The following is a 23446-nucleotide window of genomic DNA, read 5'->3' as shown; positions in this document are numbered from 1 at the left end:
ACTTCTTGCTTGCCGAAGCCATAGGTTGTTCATGACCACCTCATCTCTGCATTCCCTGCTCCAAGCCCAGTGCCTCCAAGACTTGAACGACCAAGTGGTGAAACTCAGAAGAGCGCATCACCTGAGGCTGGCGGGGACGGGGGAGCTTCACTGGAATGTGAGCTACAATTCGACCTGGCCGCGCACTCATGACCACAATTTCATCAGCCAGCAGCACAGCCTCTTCAATGGAGTGAGTGACCAAAAGAATCGTTGCTCCTCGTTCTTCCCACAGTTGGGGCAACTCCAGATTGAGCCGACGGCGGGTTAACTCATCCACTGCTCCAAAAGGCTCATCCAATAGCAATAGCCGAGGCTGAGTGATCAGGCAGCGGGCAATAGCCGCCCGCTGCCGCATACCTCCCGAGAGTTCAGCAGGCTTAGCTCGTTCAAATCCTTCTAGACCTACCCGCGCCAGCAAATCCCGAATTGCAGCCCTATCCACAGGTTGACGGGCCAGCGTTTGAGCCAGAGCCACGTTTGAACTCACTGTCCGCCAAGGCAGCAGCGAGGGATCCTGAAAGGCTACCGCGATCTCGCCACGTTTTTGAGCCACCAGCGGGGGCTGACCATCAATTAACACCTCCCCACAGGAGAGCGTTTCCAAACCAGCAATAGCCCGCAGCAGGGTAGACTTGCCACAACCTGACGGCCCTACCAATGCCGTCAGGGATCCCGGTTCTAGCCGCAGATCGACATTCGCCAAGGCAGATACGCGGGTTGGGCCGCGGCCAAAAGTCTTAGCCGCGCCAAGGACTCGTACCTCTGGAGGTTGAGCCTCGAACCGGACAGGAGAGGTGACGGATCGATTGGCAGGCTTAAAGGGTAGATTTACCGGCATAGATTTCTTCTAAGATTGAGCGATCCCAGAGCGCCGGGCTGACCTCTTTCCCCAAAAGGCCGAGGGTTTCTACATTGGCGGCCACCGTTTCCTCCGTAAACCAGCCGAAGCCATTTTTGTCGGTCAAATCAGAGAACATCAGCTTCAGTTGTTCTCTCGCCTGCAGTTGTTGAGTCTTCAGATCAAGACCAGCATCGGGGAACATCTCTACAGTTAATCTCGCTGCTGCATCAGTATTAGCTTTGTAGTCTTGCCAGCCCTTGATCTCTCCCCGCAATAGCTTAATCACCTGATCCCGGCGAGTCTTTAGGCTTTCTGCCAGCACAATGTAGGTTTGGCTGTGGACGGTATAGCCGTAGTCAGCCATGAGCATGGTGACGTTATCGATCCCCTGCACAGTCATGGCTACGGGCAAATCCGTGAGCCAACACAGCAAGCAATCTACCTCGCCATTCACCAACGGAGCTGCATCGTACTGAGTAGGGATGATGGTAATTCGGTTGATGTCCACATTGTTAAGGGTGCAAAGAGCCTGCAACACAGGGGTATTGGCGGTGGCCATACCAATCCTCTTGCCCTCCAGATCCCTTGGCTCGTTTACCGGGTTGCGCGGCAACGAGGCTATGGCAAAGGGGTTCTTCTGCATTGCTACCGCAATGATCTTGAAAGGAGCTCCTTGGGAAACAGCGGCTGCGGTGTAGTCGGCTGCCGAGATACCCATCAGAGCACTGCCACTCACCACAGGTGGCTCAACAGGAGCGTTAGGGCCACCGGGCATCAAGGTTACCTCTAGCCCTTGTTCAGCCCAGTAACCTTTGCTCTGGGCAATGTAACTGCCCCCAAACTGAACTGAGTGGAGCCAAGAGAGTTGAAAACCTACCGGTATGGAAGTGCTGGTGGAAGCCCTGCTGTGGGGCGAGCGCAATAGAGAGAAGCCAGCAAGCAAGGCTCCACCAGCTCCAAGCGTCTGGATGGCTCTACGGCGAGAGAAAACACGAAATCTATCCATGATGAAGTCCATATCGCAAGTAGTGGATCAGGACACTGCTCATAACCTTGCAGCATGAGGAAAAGCCATACTGTATCTGGCGATACCCATATAAGTTGCTAAGCACAATTGATAAGTATAAAATCCATCAAATCCCCAGCCTTTGGTCTGCTGACATCCCATGGAAGATATCCAAAAGTCTAAACAGATGCATTCGCTGGGCGGATTAGGAACCCACACAGCTACAGACCTTACGTGAAGTCAGAAAAATCTGCTTGAGGACAGGGTAAGGATATCCTTGGCTGTTATTGCAGGCGGGAATAAGGACGGGGATAGGGTTTGCCCATCTGTCGAGCCAGGTACACTTGAAAGGTCTGCGCCACCGCCCCTGCCCGCACCAGGGGAACCTCGGCCACAGGCTCGATTTGGGCAAAGTAGTCGCCATAGGTGGCTGGGATCCCTGCCCTCGGCTGGAACAACTTGGAAGTGATGAGCAGCCCATCCTGCCCCAGCCAATCCTGCGGCTGCGACCAAAAGGCAAAGCCCCGCAAATCTGCATCCAGGCAGGTCAGAGGCTTGTCCGTCAGCGGAGCCAGGGCCATGGCGATCTGACCGCCCAAAAAATAGACATTGGTAAAAACGAACTCTGCCTCCTCAAGGGCCTGAGCCAGGCGGGGATCCGTCCGAAACCGCTGCCGCAACTGCTCAATTTCAATGAGCTGAGTAGAGGGATCCTGCTCCACGGGCCACAGGCCCAGCCCGCCAGGAGCCTGCAGCAGGCCATAGCGCACATGGGCCAGCCCCACCCCCACCACCAAACTCACCATCACTGCCGTCCCCACTAAGGTTCGCTTCGCTCCCGGCCACCGTTCCCAGAAGGATCCCAGCAGCAGCGTCAGCACCCAAAACCCCGGCATGGGCCAGGTGGGCAAGATGGGCCGGTAGCCTCCCATCAAGGTAAAGGCCAACACCAGCGGTAATCCACAGGCCAGGATCAAAAGGTGCTTGAGCTCTTCATCCGTCAGCCGCATCCCGCGGAGAATCTGCAGGGCCACCCGACCCGTCCCTGCCAAACTCGCCCACCCCAAAGGGATCCCCAAGCTGGGGAACAGGTAAAAGATTTCAGAAAGGATCGTCAGCCCCAGCGCTTGCAGTTGATACCCTGCCTCCGGCACCGCCCGCCCCGCCTGAAAGTGAAAGGAGACCCAATCCTGCTGGGCGTTCCAGATCAGCACCGGGCTGAAGGCCAGCACAAAACCCAGCACCGCCAGCACCGTCCAGCCCGACCTCAAGGCACAGCGATGAACTGGGCTGAGCAGACAAAAGAGTACCAGGCCGAACCCCAAAGCCAAGCCGTGGTACTTCCCCAAGCAGGCCAGCCCCACCAAGAGACCTATGAGCGCTAGCCTAGGCCCTGGCCGATAGCGAGCCGCCCCATAGACTCCCAATTTCCCCTGCCCCAAAGGAGCCGGAAAAAACTCCTGAGCGGCCACCCACAAGGTTGCTGCCGTAAAAAAGATCAGCGGGCTATCCGGCAAGGTCAGCACCCCAAACCCAATCCAAAGGATCGGCGCGATGCTGATGGCCGCCAAGCTGATCAGTCCTGCCTGATCAGAGAAAAGGCGTGCTCCGGTGTAGTAAAGGAGTAGGGAAGAGCCAGAATAGAGCAGCAGGGATCCCAGTCGAATAGAAAAAGCCGACACCTGACCGGTCAAGGCAGGCCCCAAGCCCGTTGTCCAGGCCACCAGCGGCGGATGGTCAAAATAGCTCCAATCCAGATGGCGGGTGTAGAGGTAGTAGTAGGCTTCGTCAAAGCCCGGCGGCAAAAGGGCAGCCACCAGGCCCCGCATGAACAAGCCCAACCCCAGGATTAGCCAAACCGCTCTAGGCAATGGAGGGGATCCCTATGGGCAGATGGACAGATCTAACTTACCTTGAATACCTCTCGGGGCTACGTCCCTCTAGCACTATGACTTTGTTTCCCGCAAAAAAATGACCGGACACCCCAAAAATTGACCCAGCTTCTCGGCCTCTGCCCGCGCCTCTGATTCACTGTCATCACAAAGCGCCAGGAAGAGGTTTTAAATCAAGCAAGTTAAAGGTTTGAGCTGTTGAATGTACGCAAGTGAGTTGGGTTTTTCATGTCCTCCCAGTTTCTTTTGAATGTGATTTAAAACTGTGGATCCAAGTGCGAAAAGTCTGAGGACTTGCCCGCACCTAATTCATGTTCTGAGGTATTATGTTATCTCCAATACCTCTAAAATGTCCTGGCTGCTTTTCGGGATCCCAAGGTCTTTCCCAGAAGCTGTGGGGTGGCATAACAGTGGGATGAGCGCCAAACTAGCGGTGGTGCTTATGTGAGGATTGCAATGGAAGGCAGACCTAGGGCTAGGGTAGGGCGGCCTGTGCCGAAATCTCTGGAGACAAGGCAAAATGGCCGGCAACTTGCTCAACGGCGCCGACGCAGAGGTTCTTGGATCCCTTCACCGCGAAGCTCTAGGCAGTGGGGAACAACGCTGGGATGGCTCTTGGGGGATCGGATCCCGACGGCCCGCCAGCTTGACTTTCGCGCCGGCATGACCGGACTGGCTTTGATCATCGCCCTATTTGTAACAGGAGCACGTCTGGTTTATTTGCAACATCAACAGGCACCCCTATTGCAGCAGCGAGCCGAGGCCCAGCAGAGAGCCCAGCTAAGACCTTTCATTCCTCGTCGCTCAATTGTGGATCGTCATTCTATTGCCAAGCAGCAGGCAGAATTGCTGGCCGTAGATCGCCCCGTCTATACTCTCTGGGCCCATCCCCGCCTCTTTGGCAAACGCACTCCAGAGGAAATGGCCACCGCTCTTGCTCCCCTGTTGCGGCGTCCAGTAGAGCAACTGGCGCAGCGGCTATCGGCCAATCAGGCAGTGCGGGTGGAGCGCTGGGTATCCCAGGAGGTGGCAGATCAAATTCAGGCTCTGCATCTGGATGGCCTGGAGCTGGTGAGCGAGCGGCAACGCGTTTACCCCCAAAAAGAGATGGCCGCTGAGGTGGTGGGCTATGTGGATCTGGATCATCAGGGCCAAGCGGGAGTCGAATATTCCCGACAAGAGCTGCTGGAGCGTACTGTTCAGCCTGTTACTATTCCTCGCGATGGCTACGGACGACTGTTGGCTGCCGAGGTGCCGGAAGGGCTGCTGCAATCTGGCGAGACGGTGCTGCAACTTACCCTAGATATGCGCCTGCAAAGAGCTGCCCGCGCTGCCCTGAAAGCCCAACTGCAACGGTTTCGAGCGCTGCGGGGTACGGTGATCATCTTGCAGCCCCACACGGGGGAGATTTTGGCTCTGGTGAGCGAGCCCACCTATGACCCCAACCGCTACTTTGAGTATGACCCCGGTCTTTTTCGCAACTGGGCCGTAACGGATTTGTATGAGCCGGGATCCACCTTCAAGCCCATCAACATTGCCATTGGGTTGGATGCTGGAGCCTTTACAGCAGATGAACGGGTCTATGACGAGGGTCGGATTCTCATCGGTCAGTGGCCCATTCAAAATTACGACTACCACCAGCGAGGGGCCCATGGCTGGATGAGCGTCACGGATATCCTGCGGCAATCCAGCAATGTGGGCATGGTACATCTAATGCGCAAGCTGGATCCCCGCCAGTACTACAATGCCTTGGTGCGGCTGGGGTTCAACGAGCGCAGTGGCGTGGATTTGCCCTTTGAGCCGGCCAGCCGTTTGAAACCGCTGCGACAGTTTGTTACGGTGCCGGTGGAGCGGGCCACTGTCGCTTTCGGCCAGGGGCTGGCCCTCACTCCTCTACAGTTGGCTGCCATGCACTGCATCATTGCCAATGGCGGACTGAAAGTACAGCCCCATGTGGTGCGAGGCTTGGTGGAAAAGGATACGGATACTCTGGTTTGGGGATCCCCGCAGCCGCAGCCGGTGCGGGTACTATCCGAGCAAGCCACGCTGGCAGTGCGTATCCAAATGCGGGATGTGGTGGACTTTGGCACGGGGCAATCGGCCAAGATCGAGGGGTATGAGATCGCTGGCAAAACCGGCACTGCCCAGAAAGCCGGGCCACGGGGGGGCTATTTGCCCGGCAAGCGCATCACCAGTTTTGTGGGCTATTTCCCGGCCATTCGCCCCAATTACGTGATCTTGGCGGTGATCGACGAGCCGCAGGGGGAAGATGCCTTCGGCTCGACGACGGCTGCTCCCGTTGTTCGCTCGGTCATCCAGGAGATCATCGCCCTAGAGGGGATCCGCCCTAACTCTACTTAGCGCAGCCATAGGAACAAGGGGCGAAGGTGGATGCCAAAGGGGGCCCAGACAGTGAGGAAATGAGCGAAATGCCCATACCTCCGGATTGGCTCTTCCTGGAAAAAGCCATACTCAAGACTGGCCACCCACAGAGTCCGACTTAACCTCTGCACTCCTCCAGCTCAGCTTGGAGTTGAGGTAGAAGTTCCAGAATACAACAATACCGATGGCAATTAAGTTGGCCAACAAATAATGAATGCCCAAGCGCTCGCTCAGCAAGGTCACCAGTGAAGTGTTGAGAACCAAGCCAATTAAGCAGATAACGTTAAACTTCGCCAACCGCTTCAGGCGATTCCAGGGCCCCGGCTGCAAGCGGGTCACATGGCGAAAAGTCCACAGGTCGTTCCAGAGGAAGTTATTGAGAATGGCCACCTCCGAAGCAACCAGCTTACTGGTTATGAGATCCCATCCTAAGTTGGTGGGATCGTGCAAAACATAGAGCAAAGCCATGTCCACCAAGGTGCCGGATAGGCCAACCGTGCTGAAGCGCAAAAAGGATCCCACCTGCCCTAGCGAAAAGCGCAGCACCATCAGGTGGTGGAGATATTGGAGACAAGTTTGCAGTTGGATTTTGCTCTCCCCGTTTTGGCGCTCCTGAAAGATGTAGCCGACTTCAGCAATGGTTTTCACCCGGCCCCGCGCCAGCACCTCGATCAGCAGCTTGTAACCCTTGGGGTTGAGCGGGATCCCGGCAATGGCTTGGCGTCTGACCAGGAACAGTCCGCTCAACGGATCGGAAACACGGCTGAAGATCCCTGGCAGCAGAGCCAACCCGATCCATTGGGCCCCACGGGAGACGATGCGTCGGCCCAAGCTCCAGTGGCTCACCCCCCCCGACTCCGCATAGCGGCTGCCCACCGCCAGATCTGCCCCCTTCTGGATGAGCAGCCACAATTTGAGGATGATCTCCGGCGGATGCTGCAAATCCCCATCCATAACCCCCAGCACCTCTCCGCGGGCAGCCTGCCATCCTCGCACCACTGCTGTAGCCAGGCCCCGTTCCCGCTGCCGGCAGATAACGCTGAGTTGGGGAAACTCCTCCTGCAGCTCCTGGGCCAACTTGGCGGTGTGATCCGGGCTGTTGTCATCCACCACAATCAGCTCATAGGCCCCCGGTAGAATCGTGTCGAGGTGGGCGCACAATTGTCTGACCAAGCTGCCAATGCTAGAGGCTTCGTTGTAGGTGGGAATGACCAGCGAAAGTTGCACAGGGCTGGGGCAAGACAAAGGCGGGATCTGAAGAGGGACTACAGGGGGATGGGTGGATGAAGCAGGAGCTGCATAAGGCATAAAGACTCAGTCCCGCTGACGCGAACAGCAGGCCATCCAAAAACAATGAAACAAAGACTCTCAGCCCAGGGCTGCAGATCCCAGGACTGCCTTGGTTCACATTGGATCCACAGAACGATCCCCTATCGTACTGATCGATGAGCCGCAGGGCTAGACCTTTCTCCACCTACTTAGCTTCTGAGGACTCCGTCTCACTGACGCGAACGGGAGAGGTCACCTGGCTAAGGGGATCCCGTAGAGGGGCTCATCAACACCGGGATCTGGGCCTGAGCAGAAGGAGTCTCAGGCAGCGAGGGGGCAGGGGTGAAACTGGGATAAGGAATGCGCTCGTGGTTGGATTCCCGCCAGACCTCCACAAAAGCGTCCGCCACCACCTCCAAATCCTCCAGCGTCAGCCCACTGTCAACCAACTGGCCATCTTGCCAGCGGGCCTGGGCAATTTTGCGGACAACAGCCTTTGCCCGCTCGACCACATCGGGGCCGAAGCCATCGCTCAAGGTCATACTGCGCAGGGCGGCTTCACAGGCATCGGCCATCATCACCACCCCCGTCTCCTTGCTCTGGGGGATCGGGCCATCGTAGCGGAACGGTTCTTCGGGCACCGGCTGATCCCCGGCTTTCATCTGGGCTTGATGGTAAAAGTAGGCAATCAGAATTGTGCCCTGGTGCTCAGGGATAAACGCCTGGACGGCGGTAGGCAGGTTGTATTGCTTGGCCAGGCGCAGGCCATCGCTGACGTGGGCCTTGATGATCTGAGCGCTGCGATAGGGATCGTCCAGTTGGGCGTGGGGGTTGAGGCTGCCCATCTGGTTCTCGATGAAGTAGCGGGCCTGCAACATCTTGCCGATGTCATGGTAGAGGGTGCCGGTGCGCACCAGCTCCACGTTGAGGTTCAGCTTTTGGGCAGCCCGTTCTGCCAAAGTGGCCACAAACAGAGTGTGCTGAAAGGTGCCGGGGGCCTCTGCAGCCAGTCGCCGCAACAGGGTGCGATTGGGATTGCTCAACTCGATCAGACGAATGGGGGTGGCTAAGTCAAATAGGCGCTCCAGGTAGGGGCTGGCTCCCAGGGCAACAATGCTCCACCCCAGGCTGGTTCCCCCCGCCAAAGCCATAGCCAACAGGTCGATGCCGCCGGTGGCGGCCAAGCTAACCGCCCCGTAGGCCAGCATCTGCACCGCTGCCGCTCCTCCCCCCAGCAAGGCCAGCTCTTCTCGGGAGCGGGAACGCCCGGCCAAGGCAGAGGCCACCACACTGCCGGACAACAAGGGCACGACGGTGAGCAGGTTGGCAGAGGAGACCAAGGGCAAAAACAACGCCTGGCCCACCACCACCACCAGGCCCAGCCCTGCCCCGTAAAAACTGCCCAGCAACAGCCCCACCGCCGGCAAGGAGCTGAACTCCAGCTTGAACAAGGCCGCCAACAGGGGAGCGGTCAGGGAAACCATGAGGATCAACACTCGATCCCGGCGGCGCAATCCCGGCCTCAAGCGTTGTTGCAGAGGCACAAAGACAGCCAGGCCCATGCCCATCACGCCGGCCACTCCCACCAAGCCCCAGATGTTGATCCCGCGCTGGGTAAGCCCAAAGTGATCCAAGATGAGAAAAATTTCGGGAGTGATGACCTGATCTGCTCGCACGATCACCTGGTTCTCGGCAACCGAGATCAGAACCGGCTCGACTTTTTCCAGCTCGGCGCGAATGCGCTGCTCGGTGCGCTGGGGATCCACCTCCACATTGGGAATGAGCACCTGCTGCAGCCACTGATAGACCAGCCCTTGCAACTCCTGTCGTTGGGCAGCATTGCCCGGAAACATCAAATCGTCCAGTTGGGCTTGGATCCCTTCGGCGCGAACTTCGCGGGGCAGGCCATCCACAATCCCTATCTTCTGCAGGCGCTCCAAGACCCGCCGGCTCAAGGTTTGCAAATGCTGCCAATCCGCATCTGCCAAATTGAGAACTGTGGCCGGAACAGGGGGGGTGAGCTGCTCCAGAGCCGGCAAAGCCGCTTGATAGCGCCGTTGCGCCGCTTCCACCTGGGCAATTAGCTGAGTATAGGGATCCGTCCCCGCCATCTGGGTGGCCGATCCATCCAACCAAGCCCGCTGCCAAACCTCAACAAGCTCCTGCTTGGCCCGCTGCTCCAGCTGCTCCGGTCGCCCAGAAGAGGGCTCTTCTGAAGGAGATGGGGTGGCTCCGCGGATGGCCTCTTGTCGGGCGCGAGCCTGGAAGGGTTCCCACTCCTCCGGGGAAAGCTGGCGCAGGTAGATCTGCGTTGGCAGAGACAGCAACTGGACAGAAACATAGGGCAGAGGCCCTGCCTCTTGGCGGATGGCCTCCACCTCAGCCAGGAGACCCTCCAGGTTTTGCCGCATGCTGTCGTTGGCGGTGCTGTTGATTTTGAGGGCCTGAACCACCCGCCGTCGCGCCTCAGCTTGTCGGGCCTGGGTAGCCTCCACATCTTCAATCTCCGCCGCAGCAGGGGCGAGAAACGTCTGCGGGGAGCGGCTGCCGACGGTCAGTTGTGGTTCGTTGTAGTAGCGGATCCCGTGGACGGCAGTGAGGGAGAGAAGCGCGAGGGCATAGCCGGCAATCCGCTCCGAAAGGGGGGGCCTGCTCTTTCGAGGGGAAGCTGCCTGGCGTCGCCGAGTCCAGTGTTCCGCGTTCGCGTCGGTGGCGCGAAGGGCTTTGGGCGTGAGCGGGTTTTTCATGGATTGGCCTGGCAGCGTCTTTCTCTTTTCTATCCCCTTTTGGCCGGGTAGCCCAGGAAGAGGATCTCAATCGCCGATGGTAATCTGCCCCACCATACCTGCTTCTGCATGGCCGGGAATGGTGCAAACCAAAGCGTAGACTCCAGATTTCAGGGGAATAAATTGCCACTCCACCGAAGCGCCTGGCTTCAGTTCCAATTCTCGGATCTGGCCCTTGATTTCCACACCGGCCACTTCCAACTTACGGGTCCAAACGGCATCGGCAAAATCTTTGGCGCTGAAATAATGTTTCAATTGGCTGGGGTTGCTCAGGCGAAGACGGTAGAGGCTGCCGTTGTGAAAAGACAGTTCCTTGGGCGCAAACACCAACTGATTGTCGGCAGTACCCAACTCAATAACCTTCTCCTGCGGCGTTTGTCTGGAGAGATCCCGCGCCCATACCGGATGCGGGATCCCAATCATGAGAACCGATAGCCAAATTCCCAACACCAGGAAACGACAGAACCTGCTTAACATGGCAACACCATGGAATCAAAAACTCTCTCCCGCTGAGGGGAGTAGCTTGGAAACTCAAGATAGCAGCTCGAGCGGTGGGTGGAGAGATTTTGCCGCTGCGGCTGTCTAGCCCTCTACATCCGTGTAGAGCCGCACAGTTAGGGCTTCCCCTCCGTCTTCGGGTATTTCGCCCCTCATTTCAAGGGCTACCGCAGCGACGTAGCCACCGGCAACCTGAAGCGGTAAGGTCACCCAGCGGGAGTCCTCGCCCAAAGCTGCAGAGCCGGCCAGACCTCTGCCCGTTCCCTTCAGGAGTGCCTCTTTTTGTGTCCACATTTGGAAGAAGAGGGCATCTCGCTCTGGAGCTGGACAGTTGGCCAAACGGACTTGCTCAGCAGCCGAAAAATAGCGTTGGGCGATGCGCTGCCAGCGGAGCACAGGTCGAACCCATTCCAGATCCACTCCAATGCGGTATTGCCATCTCAGGCCGATCAGGACGCGCTCGTGGGAGTGGCTGAGGTTAAACTGCAGCGGCAGGGGTGGATCCCGCCAGTAGGGTTTGCCGGTAGAACTGTGGTCGAGGGGGATCGCCTGGGGTGGAATGCCGCTGTAGCGGCTGAGCAAGCTCCGCAACCCAAGACGACCGGCCAGAAAGCGGCACCGATCCGCCGGCAGTTGTAAACGCTCTGCCCGCCGACGTTCCTCAGGAGAAAGAAAGTCGAGCTGGGGGAGCAACTTCTCCAACGGGGGGACTGTCTGCAGCCAAAGGTGCGCCTCCGACTTCCCCAACAACGGCTGCAGGGATCCCCCTGTGGCGACTGCTACCTCGCTGAAGTTGGATCCAGGCAACTCTGAAAACTGAGGATGGGATAACATGGCCTTGAATTGGTGGGGCTGGCAACACCACCCAGACAGTACACCCTTTCCTGTACGCGCTCGCGAGACCTGGTCTGACCTGATGCCCTCCTTCCACTATCCCCCCCGTCCTGACCGTGTCCGCGCAGCTCGTCAGCAGGCTATTCGTCAGGGGATCCTCTGGCTGTTGTTGGGGTTCACGGCTGTGTTGGCGGGTTCTGCCGGTGCCCTCTTGGCCGTGATGTTGCCCCGTCAGGTGATCCCAACTTCCCTCACACCTGCAGAACAAGAAGCCTTCCGTCCCGATGCCTTACGGGCTGCGGCTCTGGATCGCTCGTTGCATATCCTCATTCTCGGCACAGACAACCCGGATCCCACCCTGCCCTTGCCCACAGAGCGAGATCGCTTCCACACCCGCAGCGACACCATTCTCTTGGCCCGCTTTGATCCCCAGGCGCGGCGGATTACCGTTTTGTCCATCCCCCGCGACACTCGTGTGCGCTTGCCTGGCTTTGGTGTGGCCAAGATCAATGCTGCCAACTTGGCAGGGGGCCCGGCGCTGACGGCTCAGGTGGTCAGCCACTTGATGGGTGGGATCCCGATTGACCGCTACATTCGCCTCAATACCGATGCTCTGGAAGAGCTGATCGATGCGGTGGGCGGCGTGGAAATCTACGTGCCGGAACCGATGCAATACGCAGATCACACCCAGCAGTTGTTCATTCACCTGGAGCCCGGCTGGCAACGCCTCAATGGAGAACAAGCCCACCACTTTGCCCGCTTTCGCCACGATCACCTGGGATTGGGGGATATCGGTCGGGTGCAACGGCAACAGGAATTGCTGCGGGCCCTGAGCCGGGAACTGCTCTCCCCTGCTGTCTGGCCGCGGATCCCAAAGATTTTGCAGGTTATCCGCACCAACCTCGATACCAACCTCACCTGGGAAGAGGTTCTGAGCTTGGCCAAGTTTGTCCTCACCTCTGGGGGCGATCGCATCGACCTGGTGCTGCTGCCGGGCCGCTTCAGTCAGCCGGGAGAATTCTCCACCAGCTACTGGCTGCCGGATCCCGCCGGGATCCGACGGGTGGCCGTCTCCCACTTTGGCCTGGAGGCAGAGGTAGCCCGCATTCCTCCACACCGCCTGCGCATAGCCGTGCAAAACGCAACCGGAGAGCCGGGGATGGCCCGCCGTATGGTGCAAGAATTGGTGAGACAAGGATACGCCCATGCTTTTGCCGTGGAAGACAGCACTCAGGTGCTGCAGCAAACGGAGATCCTCGCCCAGAGCGGGGATCGGGAGGGGGCTAAACAGATCCGCGCCGCCATTGGCCTGGGAGAAGTGCGGGTAGAATCTACTGGCGTTCTCAACTCCGATGTCACCATTCGGATCGGCCAGGATTGGGCTCAACAGTTGGCTTTGGATGAAGCACTCCGCGCCGCTGACGCCAACGGCCAAACCCAAGCTCCGCCCGGAGCCGCTCAGCTCTAGAGAGCCGGTTCGGTTGCGAGTGCGGATTTCCGAAAAAGAGCCTGCTTGTCGGGGACTTTTCGGTCTCTGTAGATTAGCACTGAGCTTGTTTGAGTGCTGAGCCACCTATGACCGTGCTGGAACAGGGATCCATCACCATCCACACCGAGAACATCTTTCCCATCATCAAGCAGTCTCTCTACTCGGATCGAGAGATCTTCTTGCGGGAGCTGATCTCCAATGCTGCTGATGCCATCACCAAGCTGAAGATGGCCAGCCTTGCCGGCGAAGTGGCAGATCTCCCAGAGCCGGAGATTACGATTGCCCTCAACAAGGAGGCCAAGACCTTAGCGGTGGCCGATAACGGCATTGGCATGACTGCCGAGGAAGTGAAAAAATACATCAACCAGGTGGCTTTTTCCAGCGCTGAAGAGTTCATTCAAAAGTACAAAGGCAAAGACGCAGAACAGGCGATTATTGGCCACTTTGGTCTGGGATTCTACTCCTCTTTTATGGTGTCGCAGCGGGTGGAGATCGACACCCTCTCCTATCGGCCCGGCAGCACGCCGGTGAAGTGGGCTTGTGACGGCACCACTACTTTTACCCTCTCCGATTCTGAGCGCTCCAGCATCGGCACCACCGTTACCCTTTACATCACCCCCGAAAACGAAGAATACCTGGAGCCAAGCCGCATTCGGGAATTGGTTCGTAAATACTGCGATTTCATCCCCGTTCCCATCAAGTTAAACGGGGAAGTGATCAACAAGCAAAAGCCCCTGTGGAGAACTTCACCTTCCGAACTCAAAGATGAGGATTACCTAGAGTTTTATCGCTACCTCTATCCCTTTCAAGAGGATCCCCATTTCTGGGTGCACATCAACACCGACTATCCCTTCATCGTGCAAGGGATCCTCTATTTCCCCAAGTTGCGCCCGGATATTGATCCCACCAAGGGTCAAGTCAAGCTGTTCTGCAACCAAGTCTTTGTCCAAGATAACTGTGAGGAAGTCATCCCCAAGTTTCTCCTGCCTCTGCGGGGGGCCATCGACAGCCCGGATATTCCTCTCAACGTCTCCCGCAGCTTCTTGCAAAATGACCGCACCGTAAGGCGCATTGGGGATCACGTTGCCAAAAAGGTGGCGGATCGTCTCAATGAACTGTACAGGGAAGATTACGAAAAATACGTCAAGGTCTGGCCCGACATCAGCCTCTTTATGAAGTTTGGGGCGATGAACAACGACAAGTTCTTTGCCCAGATTAAGGATATTCTCATTTTCCGAGTGGCCGGATCCCCTGCTGACAAACCCGAATATGTGACCCTGAAAGCGTACCTGGAGCGCACCCGCGACAAGCAAAACAAGCGAGTTTACTACGCCACCGATGAGGCTGCCCAGAGTGCCTACATCGATCTCCACCGCTCTCAAGGACTGGAAGTGATCATGCTGGATAGCTGGATCGACAGCCACTTCAGCAGCTTTTTGGAGCGGGAATACAAAGAAGAAGGGATCCAATTTAAGCGGGTGGACTCTGAGCTGGACGAAACGCTGGTAGATAAAGACAAAGCCGCCGAAATTGTGGATCCGGTCACGCAAAAAACCCGCAGCCAAAAGTTGGTCGATCTCTTTCGGCAGGCCCTGGGCAAAGACAAGTTGCAGATCAAAGCAGAAGCTCTTAAATCAGAGTCGGTTCCGGCCATGATCTTGCTGCCGGAGACGCTGCGGCGCCTGCAGGAGCTCAACGCCGTCATCCAGCAAAAGCCGCTGGAGTTTCTGGAAGAGCACACCCTGGTTCTGAACACGGCCCATCCCCTCATCCAAAACCTGCAATCTCTTGCCGATCGGGGGCGGGATCCCGACTTGGTTCACCTCATCTGCAATCACATCTACGATTTGGCTTTGATCACCCAGAAAAGCTTTGATCCAGCAGCCGCGCGGGCCTTTGTGCAGCGCTCCAACGAAGTGCTGACTCGGCTCACCCGCCCTCAATAGGCAGCGCTGTCCAGGGTAGACTGCAGGGCTTCCGCTCCACCGGGCAGAGACGGACGGGATCCGGCCCCGTTGCCGCTGTGGCCGTAGCTGCCTTGGAGCACGGGGGCAACTTGGCGCATCAGCGTCGCCATCTCCAGGGCACTCATGGCGTATTCCCAACCTTTGTTGCTCTTGACCCCGGCCCGCTCCAGAGCCTGCTGCAGGGTATCGGCGGTGAGGATCCCGAAAATGACCGGCACGCCGGTACGAAATCCTGCCGCCGCAATGCCCTTGGAGACCTCCGCTGCCACATAGTCGAAGTGGGGAGTTTGCCCGCGAATCACTGCCCCCAGACAGATGATGGCATCATAACGGCGAGATTGGGCCAGTTGGTGAGCCAGCAAAGGCACCTCAAAACTGCCGGGCACCCAGTAGTAGTCCACTTGCTTGCTCTCCGGGCCGATATCCACACCATGCCGCTTCAGCGCGTCCTGGCACCCTTCTAACAATTTGCCGGTGATCAGGTCGTTAAACCGACCGATGACGATGGCTAGACGCAGATCCTCCGTCTGAACAAAATTGCCCTCGTAAACTGCCATCTACGCTGCTCCAGATCTACCCAAGAGAAGAACAAGCGGGCCGACACGGCAAAACCACGCTTTCCCATCCTAATTCACTGAGGGAGCCACGGCGCAGACGCCCCGGCCTTCATGCCCAGAGGTACTGCTCGAAACGATGGCTTGCTGGCCCTCTTGGCATTCAACTTCCACCCCGCCTTGGCAACCATCTGGGCTGACTCAAAAGCGGGAAGGAACATCAACGGGTAATTGTTGGCCAGGGGAGAATTTTCCCATTGCTGCGCAACCCTGGGCGAATACAAATGGCGGTGTTTGTCTTCCTGGCCGTTTCGATAAAGATCTATTTTTGTGCGGAAAGACACACCTCTACCTGAGGCCAAGACCTAGCTTGGGTACATGACACAGCCGCTTTCTGAAATTGCCCGCGCCCAAGGGATCAACTACTTTCTGCTCTCTTTTACCGACCTGCTTGGGATCCAACGGGCCAAGCTGGTGCCTGCCTCAGCTATCGACTTCATGGCAGAGGGTCAGGCTGGATTTGCCGGGTTTGCTGCCTGGTTGGACTTGACGCCTGCAGACCCCGATGTGTTTGCCCAGCCGGAGCGCGAGCGCTTGTTTCAACTGCCCTGGCAGCCGGAAGTGGCCTGGATGCCTGCCGATCTAATTCAGGTCAACGGGGATCCCTTGCCACAAACCCCCCGCTGGGTGTTGAAGCAGGTGTTATCCCAAGCAGAAGCTATGGGCTTTCAAGTCAAGACGGGGATCGAATGCGAGTTCATGCTTCTGTCGCCCGAAGAGTGGGCCATTTCCGATGAGCGGGATCGGCAGGCCAAGCCCTGCTATGACCAGCAAAGTTTGATGCGGCGTTTTTCGGTGATCCGGGACATCTGCGATGGCATGCAGAAGCTGGGCTGGGATCCCTATCAAAACGATCACGAGGATGCCAACGGCCAGTTTGAGATGAACTGGCGGTTTAACGACGCCCTGCTCACTGCTGACCGCCACGCCTTTTTCAAATACATGGTGAAAAGCATTGCCGAAAAGCATGGCTACCGGGCCACCTTTATGCCCAAACCCTTTGCTCATCTGACAGGCAACGGCTGCCACACCCATATTTCTCTTTGGCAAGGCGAACAAAACCTGTTTGCCGATCCCCAAGGGGAATTGGGGCTTTCTCAACTGGCCTATCACTTCATCGGCGGGGTGCTACACCATGCACCTGCTTTGTGTGCCCTCACCAACCCGACGGTCAATTCTTATCGTCGCCTCAATGCCCCTGTCACCCTCTCTGGGGCCACCTGGTCTCCCAATACGATCAGCTACAGCGGCAATAATCGCACCCACGCCATTCGGATCCCGGATGCCGGGCGGTTTGAATTGCGTTTGGCCGATGCTGCCGCCAATCCCTATCTTTTGGCTGCTGGTCTCATTGCCGCCGGTCTGGACGGGATCCAACACCAACGGGATCCTGGCCCCCGCTGCGACAACAACACCTACACGGATCCCCTCCCCAATGCCCCAACGTTGCCCGGCTCTCTGGTCGAAGCCCTCAACCACTTAGACCAAAGTACCCTGTTCCGTAGCAGGCTGGGGGATCCCTTTGTGAATGCCTACCTCAAGCTCAAACGCCAACAGTGGCAGGAATACAACCGTCAGATCACGCCCTGGGAGCGGGAAACAACCTTGGATTGCTAGCCCGGTAGTTGTTGTTATCTCATTACACCTTGAGAGAGGGCTTCCAACTGGCCTGGAGTGACCCTAAACCTGGGCCAACTGGTGTTGAGCTGCCTGCCGCATCACCTCTACTGGCACAGGCTTGCCTCCCAGCCAAAGCGATAGAGCCTTGGCCCCCTGGTGAACCAGCATCTCTAGTCCACTGATGGGGGTATGTCCCAACTCGGCGGCCATCCGCAGCAGAGGAGTGGGATCCGGCACATAGATCAGGTCGTAGACGATGGCACCCGGAGACAGCAGGCCCAGTTGCTCCCGGCTCAGGGGAGAGAGCTCCTGACCGCCAGGGGATCCCGGCTTGTGCATGCCCACGGGGGTGGTGTTGACCAAAAGCCGCGTCTGAGACAGGTAGCAATTCAACTCCGCCCAGTTCACCGTCTCCACCTGAGGCCAGGTCTGTTGCAAGGCCAGCAATGAGTTGGGGGATCGCCCCGCCACCCGCACCGGCCCCAGCCCCAACTCCAAACAGCCTTGGATGGCCGCCCGCGCTGCCCCCCCGGATCCCAGAATGAGAGTAGGGATCCCTTTTTCCAGACCCAGCAAAGGCTGCACAAAGCCATCGATATCGGTATTGGTGCCCGCCCACCCGCCCTCTGGCAAGGGGTAAACCGTATTCACCGCCCCCACCGCTGCTGCCCGCGATTCAATCTGATCGAGCAAAGGGAGAATGGCCTGTTTGTGAGGAATCGTCACATTAAACCCCCGCACCCCAATGGCCGCTAGCCCTGCCACCGCCGCCGCCAAGTGTTTTGGAGCCACCGGAAACGGCACATAGCAATAGTTTTCCCCCATAGCTGCCAAAGCAGCATTGTGCATGGCTGGGGATAAGCTGTGGGCCACCGGATCCCCGATTAGACCGAGCAATTGGGTGCTTCCCGAAATCCGACCGTCCACCGGCTCAGCCAACTCCTCAAGGGATCCCTGAAGTCACTTTAAAGACTACTGAGACTCCGACTCAACCCGCTGCAGAGTCTGCCGGTAGCGATGGCGCCAGCCGGCCAGAGATTCTTCCGAAATGTGGTCGATCAAGGTGCTCATCTCCGCCAGGATCTGGTAAACGCGGTCAAAGCTTTGTCGGGTTCGCTCTTCCTGTTCCGGTTGACGCGCCTGCACCATGTACAAGCTCATCTTGATGGTTTGCAGACGGTTTTTGCCCAAATCTTCCAGCATTTCCCGAATTTGCCCGATTGCCTCCCGCCTCACCTGTCTCTGCCGCCGTCGCAACAGCCAAAAGAGGATCCCGTGGATAACCCCCACCAAAGTGGCGCTGACCGCCGTTGCCGTTTCTAGCGAAAAAGCGCTGCGGCTGGCCACAAAACCACTTAGCAGAATCACCCCTATTCCCACCGCTGTCAAGACTAGCTCAATGTTGTTTAGGAACCATCTTCCTGCTGGTCTCCAGATCCCAGACCCGGCCACTTGACCCTGAAGAATGCCCATCATAGCCTTTTGCACCTCCCTTCCGTCTCTCCCGTTCGCTCAGCCCATCGCTACCTGCTCAGCCGTCCCAAAGCCAGGCGCGGTCTTCTACGGCTCAGTTGACGCTTCAGACAAAGCTGCCGGAGTTTTCGCCGCCGCAAGCGCAAGGGTCTATGGGCCAGGGATCCCGCTGTGGACAGTTCCGGTGCAGAAGCCTGCATTTTTTGGCTGAGCTCTTGATGGTGTTGGCGGAGATCCTCAATCTGCCTGAGGCGAGTCTCCAGCTCTCGGCGCAGTTCGGCGTTTTCTTTTTCCAGACGCTGCAGGCGTTTCAGCAGCTCTGAGGACTCCGTTCCGCTGACGCGGTCGGAAACTGGGATGGGATGGGGAGCAGTCACCACCGAGCTGTGCACATTCCTGCTATCTCGCATAGCCTGGGCAGCCCGACGCAACAGAGCCACCCCCTTGGGATCATCGCTGTCCATGAGGCTGGCCGCTCCAAACTGGAGCTGCACCGGCAGCGCCCGCCCATTCACCACAAAGGGATCCTGAATCATCCGCTGACAGCAGCGTTCGGCAGCCATTTGCGCAGCAGCCAAGGTGCTCCCGGAGAGCAGAATGATAAACTGCCCCTCGTCGTAGCAAAACAGGTCGTCTCCATCGCGCAGGTTATTGGCCAAACGCTCCCTAAACAGTTTGAGCAGATCAGCCCGACCGTCAGCATCCAGCCCTTGTGCCAGAGAACCGAGGTTGGCCAAGCGCAGCACAAACAAGCTGAGGGGTTCCGATTGGGCACGGGCCTGGGCCACCCGCAGCGGCAAACGAGCCACCAAATCCTGACGGTTACCCACCTCCAAACCAATCGACTTGGGGGGAGAGGGAGGAGATTTTTGCCCAGTTTTGAGCAGATATTGCTGGCGGCGACTTTCTACAATGCGCAGCCCTGCCCGCACCCGCGTCAGCAGCTCTGCAGCCTGAAAGGGTTTGGAAAGAAACTCATCGGCGCCTGCCTCCAAAGCCCGCTCCATGCTATCGTTGCCCTCGCGGGCAGTCATAATGATGTAGTACACCCAAGCATATTCCGGCAGTTGCCGCAGTTGACGGCACAGGTCCAGGCCGTTCAGGGAGGGCATGACCCAATCGGCAATGATCAGATCTGGGGGTTGGCGGCGAATTTGCTCCAGCGCGGAGAGGCCATCCAAAGCATAAGAAATACTGCAGCCCTGCTTGCCCAAAAAGTTGGACAGCATCTCTGCCACCATGTAGCTATCATCCACGATCAGTACACGGGCTTGCAGACTGCCGTCTTGGCTTCTGCCAGAGCCGAGTTTCGCCTTCTCAGGCGCAGGAGCTGCACTAGCGCTCTCCGGTCTGGGATCCATAGACAAACTGAGGCAGGATGGCGAGAAAATCCGGGAAAGCAAACTACCCGCAACTTTCCATCGTTATTCTAATGCGGTAGCAAACAGCAGCCGCTTCCACTTTGCCGAGTTGGTTAGATGGATTGAATCACTCTTGAATCACTGAGACTTCGCTCGTCCAGAGCCGCTGTCTGTTGCTGCCCAAGGCTTGCCCTGAGTAGGAATCTTTTGGCGGGAGAGCTGAAATCTATGTGGTGAACATTTGTGAATTATTCGAGGCAGCAAAGCAGAGGCTCAGTAACGGATCTCGAGGGTGACTTGGGCGCGCACGGTTTGCTGTCCCCCCTCCACCGGTGTGGATGCCGTTTCTAGACGGGCATAGTCGGCGCGGGCAAAGGGGATCGGCGGCGGGATCATGTAGCCATCGCTCTGAATCTGGATGCGCTCGACGGAACGGATGCTCAGGTTCAAGGCCCCCAGCACATCCTGGGCTTGACGTTGGGCATCTTTCACGGCTTGGGTTAGGGCGCGGCTGCGCGCCTCCAACAGGGTGGCATCGTCGGCCCGGAAACTGACCGATTCCACCTGGGTGGCTCCGGCGGCCACGGCTTCATCCAGCACTTGCCCGGCTCTGGCCACGGGCACCTCGAATTGCAGACTGTTTTGCCCCTGCACACCCGTTAGGCGAGGCTGGCCATCCCGGTAGTCGTATTGCGGGTAGAGGGAAATGCCGGTGGTTTGTAGAGCGCCTACTTGCAGCTCCTTGAGGCGATTGACCAGCCGCTCTGAGCGTTCTGCCACCTGTTGTTGTACCGATTGCGCCGTCTCCCCTTGAATGACTACCCCTAAGCGAATGAGGGCAATGGAGTTCTCCACCGAGACCGATCCCTGCCCTGTAACCGTCAACATTCGGGATCCCTCACCAGGACTGGCCATCGCTCCACCTCCGGCGATTATGTTCCAACCCAACAGGGCCACCGCCAGTACCAGGCCCAGCCACGCTACCCCCTTCAGCCCTTTCCAACCCCTGATCCCGTTCATTGCTTTCCCCTTCTGTGGTTCAATCCCAGCCTACTCCCACCGCTCCTCAGCCTGATCCGACAAAAGCCCCAGCCACCAGTTCCCTAACCTCACCCAGCCGGTGCGTTCTTGCCCCCACGGATCCCGTATCCGCACACGGAATACCCGTTGATACTTGGAAGTGCTCCCAGAAAAAGGCCCCAGCCGCCAGTACCGTGCCTCCTGGCTCAACAGGGAGTAGCCCTGCTTTGCCGCCCACCGCTGCAGCAATTCTTGGCTGCGTCTTTGTTCCCAGACAAAAATTCCCATGAAAAGGGCAACAGCAACCGCCGCCCCTACTAGGGTCAATGCCAGCTCAGACATGGGGGTAGACAGCAAGGCTACTGCCCATCCTATGGGAGTTGCTCCAATGCTGGGATCCCCGGCTGCAAAAGTTAACCTTCGCCGCTTACCCGCTCTTAGACCCTAGATAGAGGGATCCCTGCTTCAACCCATCAGACCGTATGATTGAGGCAGGGTGGTCAAAACTCAATCGGTTCTCAAGTCGTTAAGGTCTCTTTACAGAATGGCCGAATCGAAACTGCGACAACTGCTGCACGATCTGGATGTTGAGCTGCAAAAAACCCCTGGCTTGGATGAAAAGCAGCGGCAGCACATTGCCACCATTCGCCAGGAAGTGGAAGCGGTGCTGGCCGAGCTGGGATCCCCGACCGAGAGCAAACCGAGCCAAGGCCCCAGGGATCGCATTGGAGAGGCGCTGGGCCTGTTCGAGACCTCCCATCCCAACCTCACCCTGATCCTGGAGCAGGTGATCGACACGCTGGCGGGAATGGGTTTGTAGTTTCATGGTCGGTAAAAGGGCTCACCAGAAAGCTCCCTTGCTTGCTAGCCTTGGTAATGCGTTGAAAGCTCCTTATGCTCTATGACCAGCACTCTCCACTCCACCTCGTTTAACACCACCCGCTCCAAACAGATTTTTGCCCGGGCACAAAGTCTCATGCCGGGGGGAGTGAGTTCTCCGGTGCGCGCCTTCAAGTCGGTGGGCGGGGATCCCGTCGTGTTCGACCGTGTCTCAGGGGCCTACGCCTGGGATGTGGACGGCAACCAATACATCGACTACATCGGCAGTTGGGGGCCTGCCATTGTCGGCCATGCCCACCCCGAAGTCATTGAGGCTCTGCGCCGAGCTTTGGAGAAAGGCACCAGCTTCGGCGCCCCTTGCGTTCTGGAAAATGAGCTGGCGGAGCGGGTCATTGAGGCGGTGCCCAGTGTGGAGATGGTGCGCTTTGTCAATTCCGGCACCGAAGCTTGCATGGCGGTGCTGCGCTTGATGCGGGCCTATACCGGTCGGGAAAAGGTGATCAAGTTTGAGGGCTGCTACCACGGCCATGCGGACATGTTCTTGGTGAAGGCCGGTTCGGGGGTGGCCACGCTGGGCTTGCCAGACTCGCCGGGGGTGCCCAAGGCAGCTACCAGCGCTACGCTGACGGCTCCCTACAACGACCTGGAGGCAGTCAAGGCCCTGTTTGAACAGCACCCCGACTCCATTGCCGGAGTCATCCTAGAGCCGGTGGTGGGCAATGCCGGCTTTATTCCCCCCCAGCCGGGCTTCTTGGAAGGCTTGCGAGATCTCACCCAAAAGTACGGGGCCCTGCTGGTATTTGATGAGGTGATGACCGGCTTTCGCATCAGCTATGGCGGTGTACAGGCCAAGTTTGGGGTCATCCCCGATTTAACGACCCTGGGCAAGGTCATCGGCGGCGGCCTGCCGGTGGGGGCCTACGGCGGTCGGCGAGAAATTATGGAAATGGTGGCTCCAGCGGGGCCGATGTATCAGGCAGGGACTCTTTCCGGCAACCCCCTGGCCATGACAGCAGGGATCCAGACACTGGACATTTTGCGTCGTCCGGGCACCTACGAGTACCTGGAGCGGATTACCGAGAAGTTGGCAACAGGGCTCCTAGAGATCGCACGGGAAACAGGGCATGAGATGTGTGGGGGCTATCTGCCCGGCATGTTTGGCTTCTTTTTTACTGCCGGCCCGGTGCGCAACTACGAAGAGGCCAAGACTTCCGATCTGCAGAAATTTGCCCGCTTCCATCGCGGCATGTTGGAGCGGGGAGTCTATCTGGCGCCCTCGCAATTTGAGGCCGGCTTCACCTCCCTGGCCCACACAGAGGCCGATGTGGAGAAAACCTTGGCCGCAGCGCGAGAGGTGTTGAGCACCCTCTGAGTCTGCAATTCACCCTCTTTCGAGGCGGGATCCCTGCTATGGCCGAGCACATCCACCGCAACTGGAGCATGACTCTAGTCAATAATAAGCTCAACTATACTGAAAATAATGTATAATATGTTCAGTACGGATTACTACCA

General features: G+C 57.9%; 20 protein-coding genes. 7 read left to right on the top strand and 13 right to left on the bottom strand.

What is annotated here, in order from left to right; translation table 11 throughout:
- Positions 1 to 40: 40 nt before the first annotated feature.
- The 3 genes from NW849_RS06080 to NW849_RS06070 all read right to left on the bottom strand — a co-directional run bounded on the left by NW849_RS06080 (position 41) and on the right by NW849_RS06070 (position 3760).
- Positions 41 to 880 (bottom strand): ABC transporter ATP-binding protein, encoded by an 840-nt coding sequence (locus tag NW849_RS06080; RefSeq protein WP_414356600.1) that lies wholly within the window; start codon positions 878 to 880, stop codon positions 41 to 43.
- Positions 858 to 1889 (bottom strand): ABC transporter substrate-binding protein, encoded by a 1032-nt coding sequence (locus NW849_RS06075; RefSeq protein WP_414356599.1) that lies wholly within the window; start codon positions 1887 to 1889, stop codon positions 858 to 860. Before NW849_RS06075 ends, NW849_RS06080 begins: the two co-directional genes overlap by 23 nt.
- 284 nt (positions 1890 to 2173) lie before the next feature.
- The gene (locus NW849_RS06070; protein ID WP_414356598.1) at positions 2174 to 3760 is read right to left on the bottom strand and encodes an ArnT family glycosyltransferase; all 1587 of its coding nucleotides are present in this window, start codon (positions 3758 to 3760) and stop codon (positions 2174 to 2176) included.
- Positions 3761 to 4301: 541 nt separating this feature from the next.
- On the opposite strand from NW849_RS06070, the gene NW849_RS06065 reads away from it, so the two are divergent.
- Positions 4302 to 4448 (top strand): hypothetical protein, encoded by a 147-nt coding sequence (locus NW849_RS06065; RefSeq protein ID WP_414356597.1) that lies wholly within the window; start codon positions 4302 to 4304, stop codon positions 4446 to 4448.
- Positions 4397 to 6142 (top strand): peptidoglycan D,D-transpeptidase FtsI family protein, encoded by a 1746-nt coding sequence (locus NW849_RS06060; protein WP_414356596.1) that lies wholly within the window; start codon positions 4397 to 4399, stop codon positions 6140 to 6142. Before NW849_RS06065 ends, NW849_RS06060 begins: the two co-directional genes overlap by 52 nt.
- A gap of 111 nt (positions 6143 to 6253) precedes the next feature.
- Here NW849_RS06060 and NW849_RS06055 read toward each other — a convergent pair whose 3' ends face one another.
- The 4 genes from NW849_RS06055 to NW849_RS06040 form a co-directional block, all read right to left on the bottom strand.
- Positions 6254 to 7471, bottom strand: coding sequence for a glycosyltransferase (locus NW849_RS06055; RefSeq protein ID WP_414356595.1), 1218 nt, complete (start codon positions 7469 to 7471; stop codon positions 6254 to 6256).
- A 221-nt stretch (positions 7472 to 7692) separates the two neighbouring features.
- Entirely contained in the window at positions 7693 to 10179 is a 2487-nt protein-coding gene (locus NW849_RS06050; protein WP_414356594.1) for an HD family phosphohydrolase, read from the bottom strand.
- Positions 10180 to 10245: 66 nt separating this feature from the next.
- Complete coding sequence (locus NW849_RS06045; RefSeq protein WP_414356592.1) at positions 10246 to 10695, bottom strand: plastocyanin/azurin family copper-binding protein; 450 nt, start codon at positions 10693 to 10695, stop codon at positions 10246 to 10248.
- 105 nt (positions 10696 to 10800) lie between these two features.
- Positions 10801 to 11550 carry a 4'-phosphopantetheinyl transferase family protein gene (locus NW849_RS06040; RefSeq protein WP_414356591.1) on the bottom strand — a complete coding sequence of 250 codons (750 nt, stop codon included), beginning with the start codon at positions 11548 to 11550 and terminating at the stop codon, positions 10801 to 10803.
- On the opposite strand from NW849_RS06040, the gene NW849_RS06035 reads away from it, so the two are divergent.
- Positions 11549 to 13018, top strand: coding sequence for an LCP family protein (locus tag NW849_RS06035; protein WP_414356589.1), 1470 nt, complete (start codon positions 11549 to 11551; stop codon positions 13016 to 13018). The two genes, NW849_RS06040 and NW849_RS06035, sit on opposite strands and share 2 nt — an antisense overlap.
- Positions 13019 to 13125: 107 nt before the next feature.
- Complete coding sequence (gene htpG, locus NW849_RS06030) at positions 13126 to 14985, top strand: molecular chaperone HtpG (protein WP_414356588.1); 1860 nt, start codon at positions 13126 to 13128, stop codon at positions 14983 to 14985.
- Here htpG and ribH read toward each other — a convergent pair.
- Positions 14979 to 15563, bottom strand: a complete 585-nt coding sequence (gene ribH / locus NW849_RS06025) for a 6,7-dimethyl-8-ribityllumazine synthase (RefSeq protein ID WP_414356587.1) — start codon at positions 15561 to 15563, stop codon at positions 14979 to 14981. The genes htpG and ribH overlap by 7 nt on opposite strands.
- 375 nt (positions 15564 to 15938) lie before the next feature.
- On the opposite strand from ribH, the gene glnT reads away from it, so the two are divergent.
- Complete coding sequence (glnT, locus tag NW849_RS06020) at positions 15939 to 17237, top strand: type III glutamate--ammonia ligase (RefSeq protein WP_414356586.1); 1299 nt, start codon at positions 15939 to 15941, stop codon at positions 17235 to 17237.
- Between the two features lie 63 nt (positions 17238 to 17300).
- Here glnT and NW849_RS06015 read toward each other — a convergent pair whose 3' ends face one another.
- From NW849_RS06015 to NW849_RS05995, 5 genes are all read right to left on the bottom strand, one after another.
- Positions 17301 to 18167 carry a shikimate dehydrogenase gene (locus tag NW849_RS06015; RefSeq protein WP_414356614.1) on the bottom strand — a complete coding sequence of 289 codons (867 nt, stop codon included), beginning with the start codon at positions 18165 to 18167 and terminating at the stop codon, positions 17301 to 17303.
- A 45-nt stretch (positions 18168 to 18212) separates the two neighbouring features.
- Entirely contained in the window at positions 18213 to 18716 is a 504-nt protein-coding gene (locus NW849_RS06010) for a hypothetical protein (RefSeq protein ID WP_414344808.1), read from the bottom strand.
- A 47-nt stretch (positions 18717 to 18763) separates the two neighbouring features.
- Positions 18764 to 19954, bottom strand: coding sequence for a response regulator (locus NW849_RS06005; protein ID WP_414356583.1), 1191 nt, complete (start codon positions 19952 to 19954; stop codon positions 18764 to 18766).
- A 393-nt stretch (positions 19955 to 20347) separates the two neighbouring features.
- The gene (locus NW849_RS06000) at positions 20348 to 21094 is read right to left on the bottom strand and encodes an SIMPL domain-containing protein (protein WP_414356581.1); all 747 of its coding nucleotides are present in this window, start codon (positions 21092 to 21094) and stop codon (positions 20348 to 20350) included.
- Positions 21095 to 21124: 30 nt separating this feature from the next.
- Positions 21125 to 21436 carry a hypothetical protein gene (locus NW849_RS05995; RefSeq protein ID WP_414356580.1) on the bottom strand — a complete coding sequence of 104 codons (312 nt, stop codon included), beginning with the start codon at positions 21434 to 21436 and terminating at the stop codon, positions 21125 to 21127.
- A gap of 202 nt (positions 21437 to 21638) precedes the next feature.
- Here NW849_RS05995 and NW849_RS05990 point away from each other — a divergent pair, with 202 nt between their 5' ends.
- Positions 21639 to 21914, top strand: a complete 276-nt coding sequence (locus tag NW849_RS05990) for a DUF4404 family protein (protein ID WP_414356579.1) — start codon at positions 21639 to 21641, stop codon at positions 21912 to 21914.
- Positions 21915 to 21995: 81 nt separating this feature from the next.
- The gene (gene hemL, locus NW849_RS05985; RefSeq protein ID WP_414356578.1) at positions 21996 to 23306 is read left to right on the top strand and encodes a glutamate-1-semialdehyde 2,1-aminomutase; all 1311 of its coding nucleotides are present in this window, start codon (positions 21996 to 21998) and stop codon (positions 23304 to 23306) included.
- Positions 23307 to 23446 lie beyond the last annotated feature (140 nt).

The organism is Synechococcus sp. R55.3 (assembly GCF_047461975.1).
Lineage (GTDB): Bacteria > Cyanobacteriota > Cyanobacteriia > Thermostichales > Thermostichaceae > Thermostichus.
This window is presented reverse-complemented; position numbering and strand designations above follow the sequence as displayed.